Below are 16,375 nucleotides of genomic sequence, written 5' to 3'. Positions count from 1 at the left end.
TCCTAAAATGGGGATGTGGATGCTGTCTGATCTGAGATCAGCGCAGCAACCAAAGTAGCGTCACCGGTAAGACGTACGATCTCAGCAGCGGCGCGGTGGGTGTCGGATAAAGTACGCAAATACTGGGATTGTGCTTGCAGCAAAGTACGTTGTGCATCGAGTACATCCAGAAAGCTGAACTTGCCAAATTCAAAGCCTTTAAGCGATGCGTCGTACGCTGTTTGCGCTCCCGGCAACAGGTCTTTTTGCATCAATGTGGTTTCCTCGTGCGCCACACTCAGGCGCTGATGAGCTTGCATCAGTTCGCTGCCCAGACGTAGTTCTGTCGCGCTTAACTCATCACGCGATTTATCGGTTCTACTTAAGGCTTCTTGCAGATTGCCCTGGTTACGATCGAATAAGGGAAGCGGTATTGAGACACCAAAGATCGCCTGGTTACGCCCTAATTGCTCATCACGTTTAGCACCGGCGCTAAGGGTAATATCCGGTACCCGACGGCTGCGTTCTACCTGCGACAAGGCAAGACGTCGATCCACTTCTGTCCTTGCTCGCAGCAAAATGGGGGAGCGCTGCATACTTGCCATGATCTCCTGCAGGCTTGGAACGTTTGGCAAATTCAGCGGGCTCATTAAGTTAGGCTGAGTTAGGGGACTTGTTGCACCGGGCGACTGAGCAGCTACCGTCTCAACTATGGACAAATGACTCCCCATCACGGCAGCAAGTCGCTGGCGTGCGTTGATAAGGTCGCTATTGGCTTGCGCAAGTTCAATACGAATAGCCGACTCAGCAACGCGCGCTTTAGTCTCTTCCAGCGGTGAGATTTTTCCGGTTAACACCCGCTTAGAGGCTGCTTGCGTTACCGTTTGTGCCAGATCAGTAGAGCTACGCGCCAGGCGTTGTCGCTCTTGTGCGATCAATACCTCATAAAAATACGAGACTACTGCGGCGTGAATCTCGGCACGTTTCATCGCCAGTTCAATCACAGCAATATCATATTGACGCTCTGCTGCAGTCATCCGCGCGGAGCGTTTGCCGCCCAGTTCTATTAATTGACTCAGTTGGACGGTGGTGGTTCTGGTCGCTTTTTGCGTATCTTCTACAGTCGCGGCCAGCTCAGGGTTGGGCAATATACCCGCCTGCCGCATGACGCCCTGTTGCGCTTGCACCTCACGCATTGCAGCGGCGACCTCCGGATTGGCTTTGAGAGCGCGATCAAGTGCCACTGGTAAGGTGAGTGATGAGGTTAATGAGGTAGCTGGCGAAGTAACTGCGAAAGTAACCGATAAAGTGCGTAATGACGCAGGCGGCTCTGCTGAGAATGCCTGGGTTGAGGCGATGGAAGATGTAGCCGGACATAAAATCCGGGCAGACAAGGCCAAGGGTGAAAATATTTTAAAAAATGGTGACATAGGATGATCCTGCGTATTCGATACAACCGAAAACAGCTCGACAACGTCTCGGAAAAAATTCCGACAATCGAGCAGGGAAAATCCAGCGAAGTCGCGTCTACGACGACATAGTCAAACTATATTTAGCGTGTAAATCAGTAAACAAAATGGGGGACTAACGATGCGCTGGAACTAGGCAGCGATCATCCATTTGGGGCGCAAAGGCTTGCCCAGATAAGGAGCCGTTGGCTCTGTGTTTGAAGTACCAGCTTGATAGGAAACCAGCAAAGGCTTGACCAGTTCGTTTTGCAAGGAATAGGCGGCGACTGGGCTATGTGCACACGATGCGCAATCCGGGTGGAATGCTATTTTTGAGTCAGATTTTTTTTCAGCAGAATTGCTTGGCTGATCGGCCTGTTTTTCAGCCTGATGTTGATGCGGATGGTGACCAAAATGCTGCGATGTTTTGCCAGTCTCATGCATGCAATAGGCGCTTGCCACCGACCAACTGAGCTGGAATGTGAAGGCGACGATGAGCAGGATGATGAACTTTTTTAACATTTGCGGATTATAAACCAAACTTGTTCAGTGTCTTATTCAGTGTCTTAGCCAGTCTATTTTGCAAAACAGAATTAGATTATTCAGAGATTGAAGTTAAATATACTCACCATTAGTATATTTTTAATGTCCATATAATGATTGGACAATAAGCTATTTTTTTCATTTTTTGTGGGGAGTATATTAAATTACTTACTAAAACAAATTTTATATCACGGATTTATCCAAATCGAAAGAGCCTGAGAAAATAACAAAAACATGATTTTCACTAAAAATATTACTCGCCAACCTGCTCTTTCATCCACAACTTCAATCCATCGACCCAGGATTTGGCGCGTAAATTATATTTTTTCTTAACTACACCAGCGCGCTCATATAAATCACTAAAATCGAGAGAAGGTGCTTTTTTAAAAGCGATAACAACCAGATTTTCATCGTCGACCGCCGGTAGCCAGACAACGGCATCAAATACTAGCTTCATCGCATCAATATTTTTGGCATAGCTGTCGTAGTCGCCAAACACATTCGTCGTCATGATGCCGTCTTCCGTCAAGCAATCAGCGCAGGCTTGATAAAACTCAGGGCTATCTAAAACAGGACCGCGTGATAACTCGTCGTATAGGTCAACTTGCAAAATATCGATCGTGTTGTGATGAGACTGATCCAGCACAAAGTCCATCGCATTCATATTGCGCACTTGCAAACGCGCGTCGTTCGGTGGCAAGGCGAATAAAGCTTCGCAAGTAGAGATCACAGCAGGATTGAGTTCGATCGCTGTCACTCTAGCATCGGGAAATTGGCGATAGCTAAATTTAGTCAGCGCCGCAGCACCCAGACCTAATTGTGCAATGTGCTGCGGCGCGGCTTTAAATAACATCCAGACCACCATGTTTTGCACGTATTCCAGCTCAATCGCGTCTGGTTTAGTTAAACGCATTGCGCCCTGCACCATCGGTGTCCCCAGATGTAGGAAACGCACACCATCGTCCTCTGATGTCGTTACCGGGGGAAATTTAAATGATTTGGACTTAAAAATAGACATGAGTGACTTGAGCAAGATGATCTGGCTTTATTTCGACTTAGGTTAAGCCTGATCGGCCTTGAAGGTTTCCAGATCAATTTGTACCGACTCATCCCCTGCTGTCAGCCAGATCTGCGCATCTTGTATCGTGCATTGCAATTGCATATTTCTTTGCGCGAGTTTGGCAAGCGCCTGACTGGTAGCCGCGGGCACATTCATGACCTTAAGATTTTTGGCGCGATCGAGGCGGCTATTCATTTGCTTCCACCAGATGTCGCTGGTGCTGGCATAACTATAGGCGACCACTTGCTCAGAACGGCCACAAGCTTTGAGCAAACGACGGTCATCCGGTTGCCCTACTTCGACCCAAAGCTGGATCGCATCTGTGTAATCTTTTTCCCATAAATCAGGTTCTTCGGTATCGGAAATACCTTTGCCAAAACTCAGCTTTTCACTGGCATGGATGGCAAATGCCAGGACTCTGATCATCATACGTTCGTCCGTTTCGGACGGATGTCTGGCGATGGTCAGACTATGGTCAGCGTAATAGCCGCGATCCATGTCAGAGATATTCAGGTCAGCTTTGTAAATGGTGGATTTGAGTGCCATGCAACTTCTACTTTAAAAATAATGGGGTAAGTCGCTCATTGCGCTTACCCCTGAACTGACAAATGAGCTGACAAATATGCCAGAAAAAGCGCCAGCGAATTCAGTGAAAAAATATCTGGCTATTTAAAAACGACGGTCTTATGTCCGTTCAACAAAATACGATGCTCGACAAACCATTTCACAGCGCGCGCTAGTACGACACATTCCACATCACGTCCTATCGCGGTGAGTGTGTCGGGCTCCATTGCATGATCGACGCGCTCTACATCTTGCTCAATAATCGGACCTTCATCCAGATCACCTGTCACAAAATGCGCGGTTGCACCGATCAGCTTAACGCCACGCTCATGCGCCTGATAATACGGCTTGGCACCTTTAAAACTTGGTAAAAACGAATGGTGAATATTGATTGCCTTGCCTTGCAAGGCATTGCATAACTCTGGCGACAAAATCTGCATGTATCGGGCTAAAACGACCAGTTCGATTTCATTCGCTTCGACAAGTTCGACAATTTTTTGTTCTTGCACGCGCTTGGCATCGGAGGAGGCACCTGCAGCCAAAGGCAAATGATGGAATGGAATATTGTAACTAGCCGCTAACTGATAAAAGTCCGTATGGTTAGAAACGATCGCTTTAATCTCCACCGGCAATAAACCACTTTTATAGCGGAACAATAAGTCATTCAGGCAGTGCCCGATCTTAGAGACCATTAACATCACACGCGGCTTATGGCGCGCATCGTGCAATTGCCAGTTCATCTGAAAATCGCCCCCCAATGTGGCAAATTCTTGTCGCAAGCTGGCATCGCTGATCGTCGCATCTTCAGCAGCAAAATGAACGCGCATAAAAAACAAAGCCGATTGCGCATCGCCAAACTGGGCGGAATCAATAATATTGCAGCCATGGTTGGCCAGGAAGCCGGAAACTTTGTGAACAATGCCACGTTGATCTGGACAAGACAGGGTTAGGATATATTCTGGATGCATAGTTAAAGGTAATGCTTTAGAAATCAAAAAAAATCAAAAGAAATCAGCAAAAAACTGTCGATGTAGTGCAAAAAAACGAGTGCGTATTGTCGCATGCCACTTGATGCGTCTTAAATCAATTTAAAAGCACGATCGTTCTAATTAATCGTGTATAGTTTGATGATTCATTGCTATCTCAATGATCGATATCTTTAGTACGCTTTTTTTAGATTTCACATTGCATTTTAAATTTGCAACCCATCCAATAAAAACCTGGAGACAACATGACAAACACACTCAGCAATCAACAATATCGTCTCGCCGCCCGTCCGGTCGGCAACCCAAAACACAGTGACTGGTCTTTTACGACGGAAGCCGTCCGCGAAATCGTCGATGGCGAAATCGTCGTACAAGCGATTTATCTGTCGCTAGACCCCGCCATGCGCGGCTGGATGAACGAAGGCAAATCCTACATCCGTCCGGTAGCGATTAACGAAGTCATGCGCGCCGGTGGTATTGGTAAAGTAATTGCCTCCAAATCGCCCCGCTTTGCGATCGGTGATTATGTCTCTGGCGGTATTGGTGTACAAACATACTGGGTTGGTGCCGCTGACGATAAAGTCGCTGGCTTTTATAAAGTCGATCCTAAGCTGGCACCATTGCCAAAATACATGAACGCATTGGGCATGCCTGGCATGACCGCTTACTTCGGATTGCTAGATGTCGGCATGCCAAAAGCGGGAGAAACCGTGGTGGTCTCCGGCGCAGCAGGCGCGGTTGGCCAGACTGTCGGTCAAGTTGCGAAACAAAAGGGTTGTCGCGTCGTCGGCATCGCGGGCGGCAAAGATAAATGCGATTTCGTTGTCAAAGAATTGGGTTTTGACGCCTGCATCGATTACAAAAATGGCTCAGTCAAAGATGGCTTGAAAGAACATTGCCCGAATGGAGTTGACATTTATTTTGATAATGTTGGTGGCGAGATTCTCGATACCGTGCTGACCCGCATCAACATGAAAGCTCGTATTATTATCTGCGGCGCGATCTCTCAATACAACAATACAACGCCCGTCAAAGGTCCTGCTAATTATCTGTCATTGCTGGTCAATCGTGCGCGCATGGAAGGCATCGTCGTGTTCGACTATGCAGCGCGTTATGGTGATGCAGTCAAAGAAATGGGCGCTTGGATGGCGCAAGGAAAATTCCATACGCGGGAAGATATCGTCAATGGTATCGAGACTTTCCCTGATACTTTGATGATGCTGTTTGAAGGTAAAAACTTCGGCAAACTGATTTTGCAAGTGGGCGAAGAGTAAATCAGAATTATTTGATTAGTTGCGCATTTTAAGTCGTCATTCCGGTCACAACATGAATGGCGACTTAGTAAGCGACTCAATGGGCAAGCTAGTGAACAACTTCGCGATATTCGGTTTAATCGCCGAATATCGCCAATATATACCCCCACCCGTATTTATTAAGTGTCCAATGACTCCTTGGACAATACGGCATATTTTATAAAAAAATGGGGGAGTATAGGTTTTTTAGCTGTGATGAGTTAGCCCAGCATTTGGTCTGACATCTTATGCCAGCCAAGGTTTTAACCAATTTAATCCCTCTGATGTCCCTGCCCTCGGTCTGTATTCACAACCGATCCAGCCTGCATAATCCAGCGCATCGATCTGCTCAAACAAATACGGATAATTCAGCTCGCCCAGATCGGGTTCATGCCGATCTGGCACACCTGCAATTTGGATATGGCCAATGCCGCCATGCTTGCGCTGCATATCGCGCTGTAGCTTTTTGCTGACATCGCCTTCCATAATCTGGCAGTGATAAATATCAAATTGCACTTGTAGGTTTTCTACGCCGATTTCAGTACAAATCTCTTGTGCCTCTTGCTGATGGGTCAAAAAATAACCGGGCATATCACGTGTATTGATGGGTTCAATCACTACAGTGATGCCCTCTTTGGCAGCAAGCAACGCAGCATAGGCAAGATTTTTAAGATACACAGCGCGATGGCGCGCTCTGTCCAGCTCTTCCTGCTCTGGCTGTATTAATCCTGCCATGACATGTAATGTGCGATTACCCAGCACGCGGGCATAGTCAAGTGCAATATCAATCGCATGCTTAAACTCATCCTCGCGGCCCGGCAACGACGCCAGACCACGCTCGCCCGCGATCCAATTCCCGGGAGAGACATTGAAGAGAACTTGTTGCAATCCATGCTCATCTAAATTCTGACGTAATTGGCTAGCTGGATGGTCGTAAGGGAATAAAAATTCCACACCTTTAAATCCATCTTTAGCGGCAGCAGCAAAGCGGTCAATAAAGGCGTGTTCGGTATACATCATGCTGAGGTTAGCGGCAAAACGGGGCATCGCGACTCCTTCGTAATTATTTCTATTTTTCGGTTTTAAGTGTCAACAGACCCTAGTCCAGCTATTTCATTTCGACGAGCATACCGTTGCGCTAACACGGCGCAGACCATTAGCTGCAATTGATGGAACAACATCAGCGGTAGCAGCACCATGCCTACCGTGTGGCTGGCGAATAAAACTTTTGCCATTGGTACGCCACTGGCCAGACTCTTTTTGGAACCACAAAAAACCACAGTAATTTCATCCTCTTTACTAAAACCGAACTGACGGCTGGCATAAGACGTCAAGAAGATGATAATCGCCAGCATCACACCGCTAATGATCAGCAGACTGGCCAACATCACCAGCGGCACTTGCTTCCACAAACCTTGTACAACAGCCTCGCTAAAAGCGACATAAACGACTAACAGAATAGAGCTTTGATCGACCATCTTCAGAACATCTTTATTTCTCTCTATCCAGGGCGCGATCAAAGGTCGCACTAATTGGCCAGCCACAAACGGTAGCAGCAATTGGTACACAATCTTTAATACTGCATCAAATGAAGAATGATTAGCGCCATTCGATACAACGATCAGGCTGACTAATAAAGGTGTGAGAAAAATGCCGAGCAAATTGGAGGCAGATGCGCTACAAACCGCTGCGGGTACATTACCACGCGCGACCGAGGTAAAAGCGATCGACGATTGTACGGTTGAGGGCAACACGCATAAAAATAAAATACCAAGATACAGCTCAGGTGTAATCATCCACAGCAGTACAGGTTTCAACAGCAAACCAAGAATCGGGAAAACTGCAAAAGTAAATAACAATACTGTTAGATGTAAACGCCAGTGACCTGCACCAGCAATCACCGCCTGACGAGAAAGTTTTGCGCCATGCATAAAAAATAGCAGGCCAATCATGAACGTCGTTACATAATCAAAACCAACTGCCACATTGCCAGTGCAAGGAAAGATACTCGCCGTCAGCACGACTGCCAATATCAGCAAGGTCATGTTATCGGGCAAAAAACGGGGACGCTTCATATTGGAATACGCGGAGTGCGTGGAGAGAAAATAGAGAATACTTTGATTGTACTGTAAGCCTCGCTATCTCAAGCGTGTCATAGCTATCCAAATACAATTTGCTACAAGCAAACCAAAATAGTCATTCAATAAAGGCAAGAAAATAAAAGAATAGGCGAGCAACAAAATTTCTTTTGATTAAGATATCCAGTGGCACTGCATGCGGTACGAGCGATAAGCTATGGGATAATGCAACTATTATCAAAATTGAGGATTTTATATGACTAGCCCCAAAATACTCGACTGTAAAAATCAAATAGTTACAGTGGGAGACATTGTTCGTATTGTTAGTCTGGACAAGCAATTCATTAAAAGCTTCCCTGCTGATGAAAGAATTTTATTTGAATCAATGATCGGCAATTTTTTTAAAATCGTTGACCTCGATGATTTTGGCCAAGCCTGTGTAGTACGTGAATGGCATGACGAAACTGGTATGTTACAAACTCACGTCATTGCGCTAGATGCAGAAGAAATGGAAAAAGTGTAATCAGGCACCTTTAGTCTGGATTCGGCCTGATCACACCGTTAGGACTTACCAAATAGTCACACGCTTTCCCTCAGGGCGAAGTGGAGAACGATTTGCAGGACAACTAAATGCCTCGGCAAATTCAGGCATATTGGCGATAGGACCGATCACTCGATATTTTTCAGGTGCGTGTGGATTAGTTGCCAATTGCAGACGCAAACTCTCGTCACGCATCTTGCCGCGGAAGCTCTGTGCATTCGCAATAAAGTAACGTTGCTCTGGCGTTAAACCATCAATCTCTGGCGCTTGTGGCGTGTTTTTCAATGCAGCACGCAAGGCTTGCAAAGCAATTTTATCGCCGCCAAGATCGGCAATATTTTCACCCGCAGTCAATTTGCCATTGATATGCAATTTTTCGATAGGATTAAATTCATCAAATTGCTTTTCTATCCCGGCAACTCGCTTTAAGAAGGCTTTTTCATCCGATGTAGTCCACCAGCTTTTAAGATTACCATCGGCATCAAACTGACGACCTTCATCATCAAATGCGTGCGTTAGTTCGTGACCAATCGTGGCACCTGTGTTGCCGTAATTTGCAGCAAGGTCAGCTTTAATGTGATAAAGCGGTGGTTGCAAAATACCTGCAGGGAAGACCATTTCGTTCATCGTCGGATTGTAATAAGCGTTGACCGTTTGCGGTGTCATGCCCCATTCGTTTCGGTCAATCGGTTTGCCAAACTTAGCGAGATTACGTTTAAATTCAAACTCGGCTGCACGCATATTATTACCTGCATAAGAATTAGGATCGACTTTGAGTTGACTGTAATCACGCCATTTGTCCGGATAGCCAATCTTAACAACGATCGTATCTAATTTGCGATATGCCTGTTGCTTGGTGCTGGCAGCCATCCAGTCTGCTTTAGCCAGGCTGTCACGCATTGCCAATTTGATGTTATCGACCATCTCCAACACGCCGGCTTTGGCTTCGGGACCAAAAAATTGTGCCACATAAAGTTCTCCCAATGCCTCACCAACATTGCTATCGAGGTTATGCAAAACTCGCTTCCAGCGCGGCTGTAATTCTTTGGTGCCAGCTAAAGTACGTCCATAGAAGTCAAAGTTTGCATTTACAAAAGCGGAAGATAAATCTTTGGCGTTTGCATTTGCTAATTGCCAGCGTAGATAGGTTTTCCATTGCGGGAGCGGCAAAGTGTTCAACATGCGGCCGGCCTCGGCAATAAACTGAGGCTGACCAACATTAAATTGTGCGGGGTCAACCAAGCCAATATCTTTGAAATAATTAGCCCATTTAGCACTTCCATCAAGTTTGCTTAACTTGCTTAAGCCATTAACGTCCATCAAATGATAAGAAGCTTTTGGATCGCGTAAATCGACCTTGCTCATAGAGGCTTTAGCAAGTCGTGTTTCTAATGCGATAACTGCTGCAGCGTTTTGTTTGGCGAGTTCTGGTACATCACCTAACAATCCAAACATCGTCGCAATATAGGACTGATATTTTTGACGGATATCCAAGGTTTTTGCGTCGGTTTTGAGGTAATAATCACGATCTGGCAAACCCAAGCCGCCTTGAACGATTTGAGGGATATACCGCGTAGTGTTTTTAGCATCTTGATCAATATAGAAATTGAATAGTGATCCGACACCAATTTGATGTTGATGTGCGATTACTGCTAACAGTTGAGCACGATCAGTAATAGAGTCAATCTGAGCCAAATCTGCCGCCAATGACTTAGCGCCATCCGCTTCGATGCGCGCTTCATCTATACCGCTATGATAATAAGCACCAATCAGATTGACTACGGCACTATTGCTTTGGTCCGCTAATTTAGCCGATGCAGATTCGGCAATTCCCTTTAGGGCCAGCAGATTTCTCTCGGTCACTTCGTCATATGCGGTATAGCGCGCACGATCAGCGGGAATAGTATTTGTCTTGAGCCAAGTACCATTGGCATACTCAAAGAAGTCAGTACATGGATCCGATTTAAGGTCCATCGTTTGCGCCTCTAGCACCAGATTATTACTATTGGATTGCGCATGTATGGTTGCTGCTGATGAGAAGCACAGCAAAATTGCCAGTACGCTACGACGCAGTGTCATTGTTTTTTTCATTGATTGTGTCTCATAAAAATTAATGGAAGCTTGACCCAGGTCAATGAGTCAAACGACTTGTCTAAGCAAGTAAAACGAAGTAAGTCAAACAAAATAAGTAAAACTAAAGGGCAATATGGTTAAGCGCTGTTACTCCTTTTCGCCACATTTTTTACTACAACACTCATATTGAAATCACCCGGCAGGGTCTATTTTAATGCTGGCAATACCTGAACCGCGATACCCGAGTACTGTCCCGGCGCGTGGTACACACGCTGAGTCGCCTTTTGGAAATCCTCAGACTTTGCATCTGGAATCTGCATAAACTTTTGCGGATTCAAATCGATCAGCGGAAACCAGGAGCTTTGCACCTGTACCATAATGCGGTGACCGCGACGGAACGTATGGTTAATGTCAGGCATAGAATAATTCACGCTTTCAACCTGACCAGGGACAAACGGTTGCGGCGCCTCGAAGCTATTGCGGAACTTGCCGCGCAAAGGTTCGCCACGCACCAATTGCTGATAACCGCCCATCGTCATCGATGGCGGAGGTACATCATTAAGCCTAACTTTCGCGTCAACTGGGGCAGGATAATCACTAGGGTAAACGTCAATAAGTTTAACTACCCAATCGGCATCGGTACCCGTAGTAGAGACAAATAGTTTTGGCGAAATTGGCCCGACGATCGTGATGTCGTCCTCCAGCGGCTCGCTCTTGTAAACTAATACATCTGATCTGGTGGACGCAAAACGCTGATCGGACGTCGGATATTCTTTTGGTACTCCAAGTGCCGTGTAACCAACAAACGGGACCGGCTTTTTTGGATCGCTGACGTACTCGTCAAATGCATTAATATTGGCTGAAGGCTGCGTCCAACTCAAAGTACCGCCGGCACCAAAATACAATGTCTTCGTGATCGCTTGTTGCGGTGGCCACGATGAGTAACTGCGCCATACATTGGTACCAGTTTCAAACATCTGAGCTTCTGGCATTACTTTACCAGTCACTCCTTTGAGATATTGTTCAAAGAAATGAGGTTCTTGCAAAACGAAACACCGGAGAGTAATTTTATTGCGAGAAGCGCAAAATAGATGAGAAAGGAGCGGCCATTTCTGGCAAGATGAAAGTGACTAAACAACCATCTGCGCTCCGCTATGAATCCTACACAACGCCTGCTGATAATGCAACGCTGGAATTTACTGCAACACGATTTGCTACCGGAGATAAAACAGCAATGCGGGTCACTGACGCCGAAGCTGGAAAAATTGATTCATGTACTAGACTGGGTGCGCATCGAAGAATTTGTGTCGGACCAATGGCAAGGGATAGGACGCAAACCGCATGACCGTGGTGCATTGGCCAGCGCCTTCATCGCCAAAGCTGTGTTGGGGCTCAATACAACAGCGGCCTTAATAGAACGATTGACGATGGATCGCAGTTTAAAACGGCTGTGCGGCTTTGAGATGTGGAAAGAAGTTCCGAATGAAGCCACTTTTTCGCGCGCCTTTGGCGAATTTGCCCAAGCCAAATTAGCGGAGAAAGTGCACGAAGCGCTGATCAAGAGTTATTTAGGCGACAGCCTCATTGGACACATCAGCCGTGACGGCACGGCGATTGCGGCGCGCGAGAAGCCGAAGAAACACATGAAAGTTGTTTCCGTAGAAAAGGCCCAAAAGCAGCGCCGTGGACGGCCAAAGAAAGGCGAGATAAGGCCGCCAAAGGAAGAGAAAGTGACCAAGATAGGCTGGCAGTTGACGCAAACTTTACCGAGCATCGTCAATGCTTTACCCAAAGAGTGTGACCGCGGCACTAAATGCAATGCGCAAGGTTATAAAGTGAGTTGGAACGGCTACAAGCTGCATATCGACACCGCTGACTGCGGCGTTGCCATCAGTGCGCTATTGACCAGCGCCTCGGTGCACGATAGTCAAACGGCGGTGCCGTTAGCAACGATGACGGCCGCACGAGTAACGAATTTGTACGATTTGATGGATGCAGCGTATTGCAGTGAAGAGTTAAGGGCACACAGCAAAAGTCTTGGCCACGTGCCATTAATTGATCACAACGCACGCGGCGGGGAGAAGAAACCGTTCGCCCCGCATGAACAACAGCGTTATAAAGAACGCACGCAAGCTGAACGTACCAATGGCAGGCTGAAAGACGAATTTGGTGGCACGACAGTACGGGTGCGTGGTAGCGAAAAAGTGATGTCGCATTTGATGTTTGGTTTATTGGTATTGACCGCAGATCAGTTGATGCGTTTATTTACGTAACAGCTTTGCTTTTAAAGAGTCGAAAAAAACAACGTTTCCCAACGTTCATAGGGGCAGTGATGGTCACATAGGGATTGACACGCCATAAAACGATAATCCGGCACAAATTCATGTCACATGTGCCGCTTCAAACAAGAAAACCAATCGCAACAGTGGCCACACCCATGCTCGACTTTACTGGTTTGGGTATTTTGCAAGAAGCTCAAAGGAAAAACAATATTTTTACGATAATAGTCCCCTGTCTTTGCATCAAAATTGGCGTAGCCTAGCGACTGACCATCGGAGCGCCCCCATCCTCCATGTGCCCAAGGTCCCATCACTAGTCCGTTATAAATACCGGAATTGTTTTTCTTAATACTGCGATAGGTTGTTAATGGTCCTTGCGGATCTTCTGCGTCGTACCAACCACCAACGGTCAGAACTGCAGCGTGGATATTTTTAAGATGCGTCGCAATATTTCTTGACTGCCAAAACTCATCATAACTTGTATGGTTAATTGTTGGCATCAATAATTCACGCTGTTTTTCCGTAAGTTGTCCTGTGATTTTTTTCAGCGTCAAGTGCGATAAAAAGTATTCGTAACCATCTTCAGTTCCAAAATCAAACTCATCCCAACGCTTAGGTTGGTTAGTCGGGTTAGCTTGCTCGGTAAAACTGGCATAAAAACCGAAATTAGCCGACAACATGAAAGCACCGCCATGATAAGAATCATCGCCCATATACAAGTCAGTCACTGGTGCTTGCGGAGATGCGGCTTTGATCGCGGGATGGGAGTCGATGATACTGGCCGATGTATAAAATCCAGGATAAGAAATTCCCCAGATGCCGACTTTGCCGTTATTGCCGGATACATTTTTGAGCAACCATTCAACAGTGTCATGCATGTCCTGACTCTCAACACCCTCACCTCCTAAACGTGCAGTTTTTTGATGCGGCGTCATTTCTTGCCATTTGCCTTCAGACATATAGCGACCGCGCACATCTTGATTGACGAAAATGTAACCGCTGGCATCAAATTCTTTAGATGGGCCTAAAGACGAAGGATAAAAATCTACCCCATAATGCAATTGGTCCTGCTGATGAATGCCTGCACTGTATGGCGTGCGTACCATTAGAAACGGATAGGTTTTGCTGGCGTCTTTGGGTACATACACCACGGTAAATAATTTAACGCCGTCACGCATGGGAATGCGATATTCATACTTGGTGTAGTTTTCACGGGTATTGGGCTTACTTGCTTCAGCAGCGTCGGCTTTGTTCAACTCTTTTGTATTGAGACTATCCGCAGTAGCAATATTTGTAAAAGCAAAGACAAAGAGAAGGAAAATAAAGAACAAGGACTTCAAACTTGGCATGGCAGCTTTCAAGTAAATTAAATCAGCGTCGGACAAAATCAAAAAAATCCCTTAAGAGACAGCGCTGGCGCTCTTCCATAAAAAGGATGATTTTCTCTTTAAACTGTAAAAACTAAATCAAAATGTTGTTATTGACTATGAGAGCAAAATTTAGTGCCCTAAAAACGAAATTATTTTCGATAAATTTCTGGACGTGATTTGTTTCTTTGCTCAAACACTAATTTAGCATCATGAATCGCACGCTGTTGATTGCGCATTTCTGGATAATCGTCATGCAAACTAAAAAAACTCGCTGCTTGCGCGCGCATCACATACCTAATCGCCGCCTCGTCTGTGAGGTCATACATTTCAGTCAACAACGTGGTTACTTCATCTAAATATTCTTCGTAAGTCATTTCTCTCTCCGCTCTTCTATCTTAATTAAAATGCTATTTCTACTGCATTAGTTAAACTTTTTCATACTCATCCGGTCAAATAAACGATATTTTTAATGAAAAATTATGGTTATAACCTTCCATGTAACGTAGTTTAAATAAAGATAATAAACGAGTAACAGGCTGTAATTCATTAAGTATTATTATGATTTTCATCCTAAACTAATTGCGTATGATGTCATTGTATTTTTTGCGAGGTGTGTGATGAAGTTAATTAAACCTTTTGTTTCTATGTTGGTAATCCTTGCTATCACTAGCAGCAGTGTAGCTCTGGCACGTCCGTTTTATCATGGGCCACGTTTTGGTTTGGGTATTTATGTCAACCCATTCCCCGTGTTTGCCAGTTCATATTATTATGGGGGACCATATTATTACCCAAATACCTACCGCTATTATCCAGATGTAGTAGTTGCCCCTCCGACCACGGTCTATATTGAGCAATCAAATAGCAATAATCCGCCCAATAACTACGTAACACCTGGGACACCGCAACAAAGCTCTGGTGATTGGTACTACTGCCATAATCCCGACGGTTTTTATCCGTCGATTAAGAGTTGCCCGGCTGGTTGGCAACGAGTGCCGGCACAAGCGCCAGCAGATCGTTGAATAAAAATTGATTTAAATTTACAACGACCGTTCAATTATAAAGGGCGCTTAATGCGCCCTTTATAATTGGTAATCAACTTTACTTGGCTTAGCTCACAAGCGCAGCCGAACTTAAGCGATCAAGATTAGCCTCGTAACACTTCACGAATAGTCGCGGCTAATTCTTCTGCTACAAATTTTGCGACATATGCATCTGCGCCAACGCTTCTGACGTGATCCTCGTTAGTGGAACCTGATAAAGATGAATGAATCACCACTGGTAAACCTTTAAAACGCTCATCCTGCTTGATATTGCGGGTTAAAGTAAAACCGTCCATCTCTGGCATTTCTAAATCCGTCAATACCATCGCCACTTTGTCGTATACCGTCTTGCCTTCTGCTTGCGCAGCAGCTGAAATAGCTTGCAAGCGCTCCCATGCTTCCTTGCCAGTTTTGGTCATAATGAATGGCGTTCCCATGGCATTTAAAGCTTGCTCGATCAAGCCACGTGCAACGGCAGAATCATCGGCTGCCAAAATCGCTGCGCCAGCGCGTAGTGCAATTTTGGCACCTATTGTTTCTGGGTCTACGTCCTTACCATCTTTGGGTGAAATTTGACGTAGGATTTGCTCCACATCCAAGACTTGTGCCAAACGGGTATCTTCTACATCGCCATCAAGGCGGGCTATACTGGTGACCATGCCGCCACCGGCGCTAGATTCTGCGGATAACACCTGGCTCCAGTCGAGACGGACGATTTCTTCTACCGATTCCACCGCAAAACCTTGGGTTGAACGGGCGTATTCAGTAACCAACATAATATTTAGACCAGTCTTAGGCTTGCACCCAACTACCGATGGCAAGTCAATTACCGGAATAATCTGTCCACGCAAATTCACTACACCAAGATTGTGTGGCATAGCACCAGCGACAGCAGTAATCACTGGCATGGCAACAATCTCACGCACCTTAAACACATTAATACCAAACAGCTCCGAGCGATCGCCGTTAGCATCTCCGCCTAGCCGGAATAACAACAGCTCAAATTTATTAGAGCCAGTCAGGTTAGTACGCTCATCAACTTCCTGTTGTACGCTGCTACTCATGTCAGTAATCCTCAAGGGTTAGGGAGTCGATCATGTTGTATGTATGAGCAAATCGGGC

Annotated in this window: 16 protein-coding genes; 4 read left to right on the top strand and 12 right to left on the bottom strand. The window is 45.9% G+C overall.

The genetic code is table 11. From position 1 onward, the window contains the following. Positions 1-2: 2 nt before the first annotated feature. The 5 genes from RGU72_RS02805 to purU form a co-directional block, all read right to left on the bottom strand. Positions 3-1,409, bottom strand: a complete 1,407-nt coding sequence (locus RGU72_RS02805) for a TolC family protein (protein ID WP_322118281.1) — start codon at positions 1,407-1,409, stop codon at positions 3-5. A 171-nt stretch (positions 1,410-1,580) separates the two neighbouring features. Continuing rightward, positions 1,581-1,949 carry a hypothetical protein gene (locus RGU72_RS02800; RefSeq protein ID WP_322118280.1) on the bottom strand — a complete coding sequence of 123 codons (369 nt, stop codon included), beginning with the start codon at positions 1,947-1,949 and terminating at the stop codon, positions 1,581-1,583. Positions 1,950-2,223: 274 nt separating this feature from the next. Beyond that, positions 2,224-2,988 carry a spermidine synthase gene (locus RGU72_RS02795; RefSeq protein ID WP_322118279.1) on the bottom strand — a complete coding sequence of 255 codons (765 nt, stop codon included), beginning with the start codon at positions 2,986-2,988 and terminating at the stop codon, positions 2,224-2,226. Positions 2,989-3,030: 42 nt separating this feature from the next. Further along, a complete protein-coding gene (locus RGU72_RS02790; protein ID WP_322118278.1) occupies positions 3,031-3,576 on the bottom strand; it encodes a YaeQ family protein in 546 nt (181 codons plus the stop codon). 119 nt (positions 3,577-3,695) lie between these two features. Continuing rightward, the gene (purU, locus tag RGU72_RS02785) at positions 3,696-4,562 is read right to left on the bottom strand and encodes a formyltetrahydrofolate deformylase (RefSeq protein ID WP_322118277.1); all 867 of its coding nucleotides are present in this window, start codon (positions 4,560-4,562) and stop codon (positions 3,696-3,698) included. 263 nt (positions 4,563-4,825) lie between these two features. Here purU and RGU72_RS02780 point away from each other — a divergent pair, with 263 nt between their 5' ends. Then, positions 4,826-5,854, top strand: coding sequence for an NADP-dependent oxidoreductase (locus RGU72_RS02780; RefSeq protein ID WP_322118276.1), 1,029 nt, complete (start codon positions 4,826-4,828; stop codon positions 5,852-5,854). Positions 5,855-6,118: 264 nt separating this feature from the next. On the opposite strand, the gene otnI is transcribed toward RGU72_RS02780, so the two are convergent. Continuing rightward, complete coding sequence (otnI, locus tag RGU72_RS02775; RefSeq protein ID WP_322118275.1) at positions 6,119-6,919, bottom strand: 2-oxo-tetronate isomerase; 801 nt, start codon at positions 6,917-6,919, stop codon at positions 6,119-6,121. Positions 6,920-6,954: 35 nt separating this feature from the next. Next, positions 6,955-7,947: a bile acid:sodium symporter family protein gene (locus RGU72_RS02770; RefSeq protein WP_322118274.1), complete on the bottom strand. Its 993-nt coding sequence runs from the start codon at positions 7,945-7,947 to the stop codon at positions 6,955-6,957. Positions 7,948-8,206: 259 nt separating this feature from the next. Here RGU72_RS02770 and RGU72_RS02765 point away from each other — a divergent pair, with 259 nt between their 5' ends. Beyond that, positions 8,207-8,473: a hypothetical protein gene (locus RGU72_RS02765; RefSeq protein WP_322118273.1), complete on the top strand. Its 267-nt coding sequence runs from the start codon at positions 8,207-8,209 to the stop codon at positions 8,471-8,473. 45 nt (positions 8,474-8,518) lie between these two features. On the opposite strand, the gene RGU72_RS02760 is transcribed toward RGU72_RS02765, so the two are convergent. Both RGU72_RS02760 and RGU72_RS02755 read right to left on the bottom strand, forming a co-directional pair. Further along, positions 8,519-10,582 (bottom strand): M13 family metallopeptidase, encoded by a 2,064-nt coding sequence (locus RGU72_RS02760; protein WP_322118272.1) that lies wholly within the window; start codon positions 10,580-10,582, stop codon positions 8,519-8,521. Positions 10,583-10,770: 188 nt separating this feature from the next. Then, on the bottom strand, positions 10,771-11,610 hold the full coding sequence (locus RGU72_RS02755; protein ID WP_322118271.1) for a CocE/NonD family hydrolase: 840 nt from the start codon (positions 11,608-11,610) through the stop codon (positions 10,771-10,773). Between the two features lie 108 nt (positions 11,611-11,718). Between RGU72_RS02755 and RGU72_RS02750 the strand changes: the two genes are divergently transcribed. After that, entirely contained in the window at positions 11,719-12,837 is a 1,119-nt protein-coding gene (locus tag RGU72_RS02750; protein WP_322117783.1) for a transposase, read from the top strand. Positions 12,838-12,950: 113 nt separating this feature from the next. Here RGU72_RS02750 and RGU72_RS02745 read toward each other — a convergent pair whose 3' ends face one another. Together RGU72_RS02745 and RGU72_RS02740 are read right to left on the bottom strand one after the other, a co-directional pair. Beyond that, a complete protein-coding gene (locus tag RGU72_RS02745; protein WP_322118270.1) occupies positions 12,951-14,192 on the bottom strand; it encodes a CocE/NonD family hydrolase in 1,242 nt (413 codons plus the stop codon). 170 nt (positions 14,193-14,362) lie between these two features. After that, a complete protein-coding gene (locus RGU72_RS02740; protein ID WP_322118269.1) occupies positions 14,363-14,587 on the bottom strand; it encodes a hypothetical protein in 225 nt (74 codons plus the stop codon). Positions 14,588-14,830: 243 nt separating this feature from the next. Between RGU72_RS02740 and RGU72_RS02735 the strand changes: the two genes are divergently transcribed. After that, positions 14,831-15,232, top strand: coding sequence for a hypothetical protein (locus RGU72_RS02735; protein WP_322118268.1), 402 nt, complete (start codon positions 14,831-14,833; stop codon positions 15,230-15,232). Between the two features lie 125 nt (positions 15,233-15,357). Here the strand turns inward: RGU72_RS02735 and RGU72_RS02730 are convergent, their stop codons facing one another. Next, the gene (locus RGU72_RS02730; RefSeq protein WP_322118267.1) at positions 15,358-16,317 is read right to left on the bottom strand and encodes a chemotaxis protein; all 960 of its coding nucleotides are present in this window, start codon (positions 16,315-16,317) and stop codon (positions 15,358-15,360) included. Positions 16,318-16,375: the final 58 nt, after the last annotated feature.

Source organism: Undibacterium sp. 5I1, assembly GCF_034314085.1.
Classification (GTDB): Bacteria; Pseudomonadota; Gammaproteobacteria; order Burkholderiales; family Burkholderiaceae_D; genus Undibacterium.
This window is presented reverse-complemented; position numbering and strand designations above follow the sequence as displayed.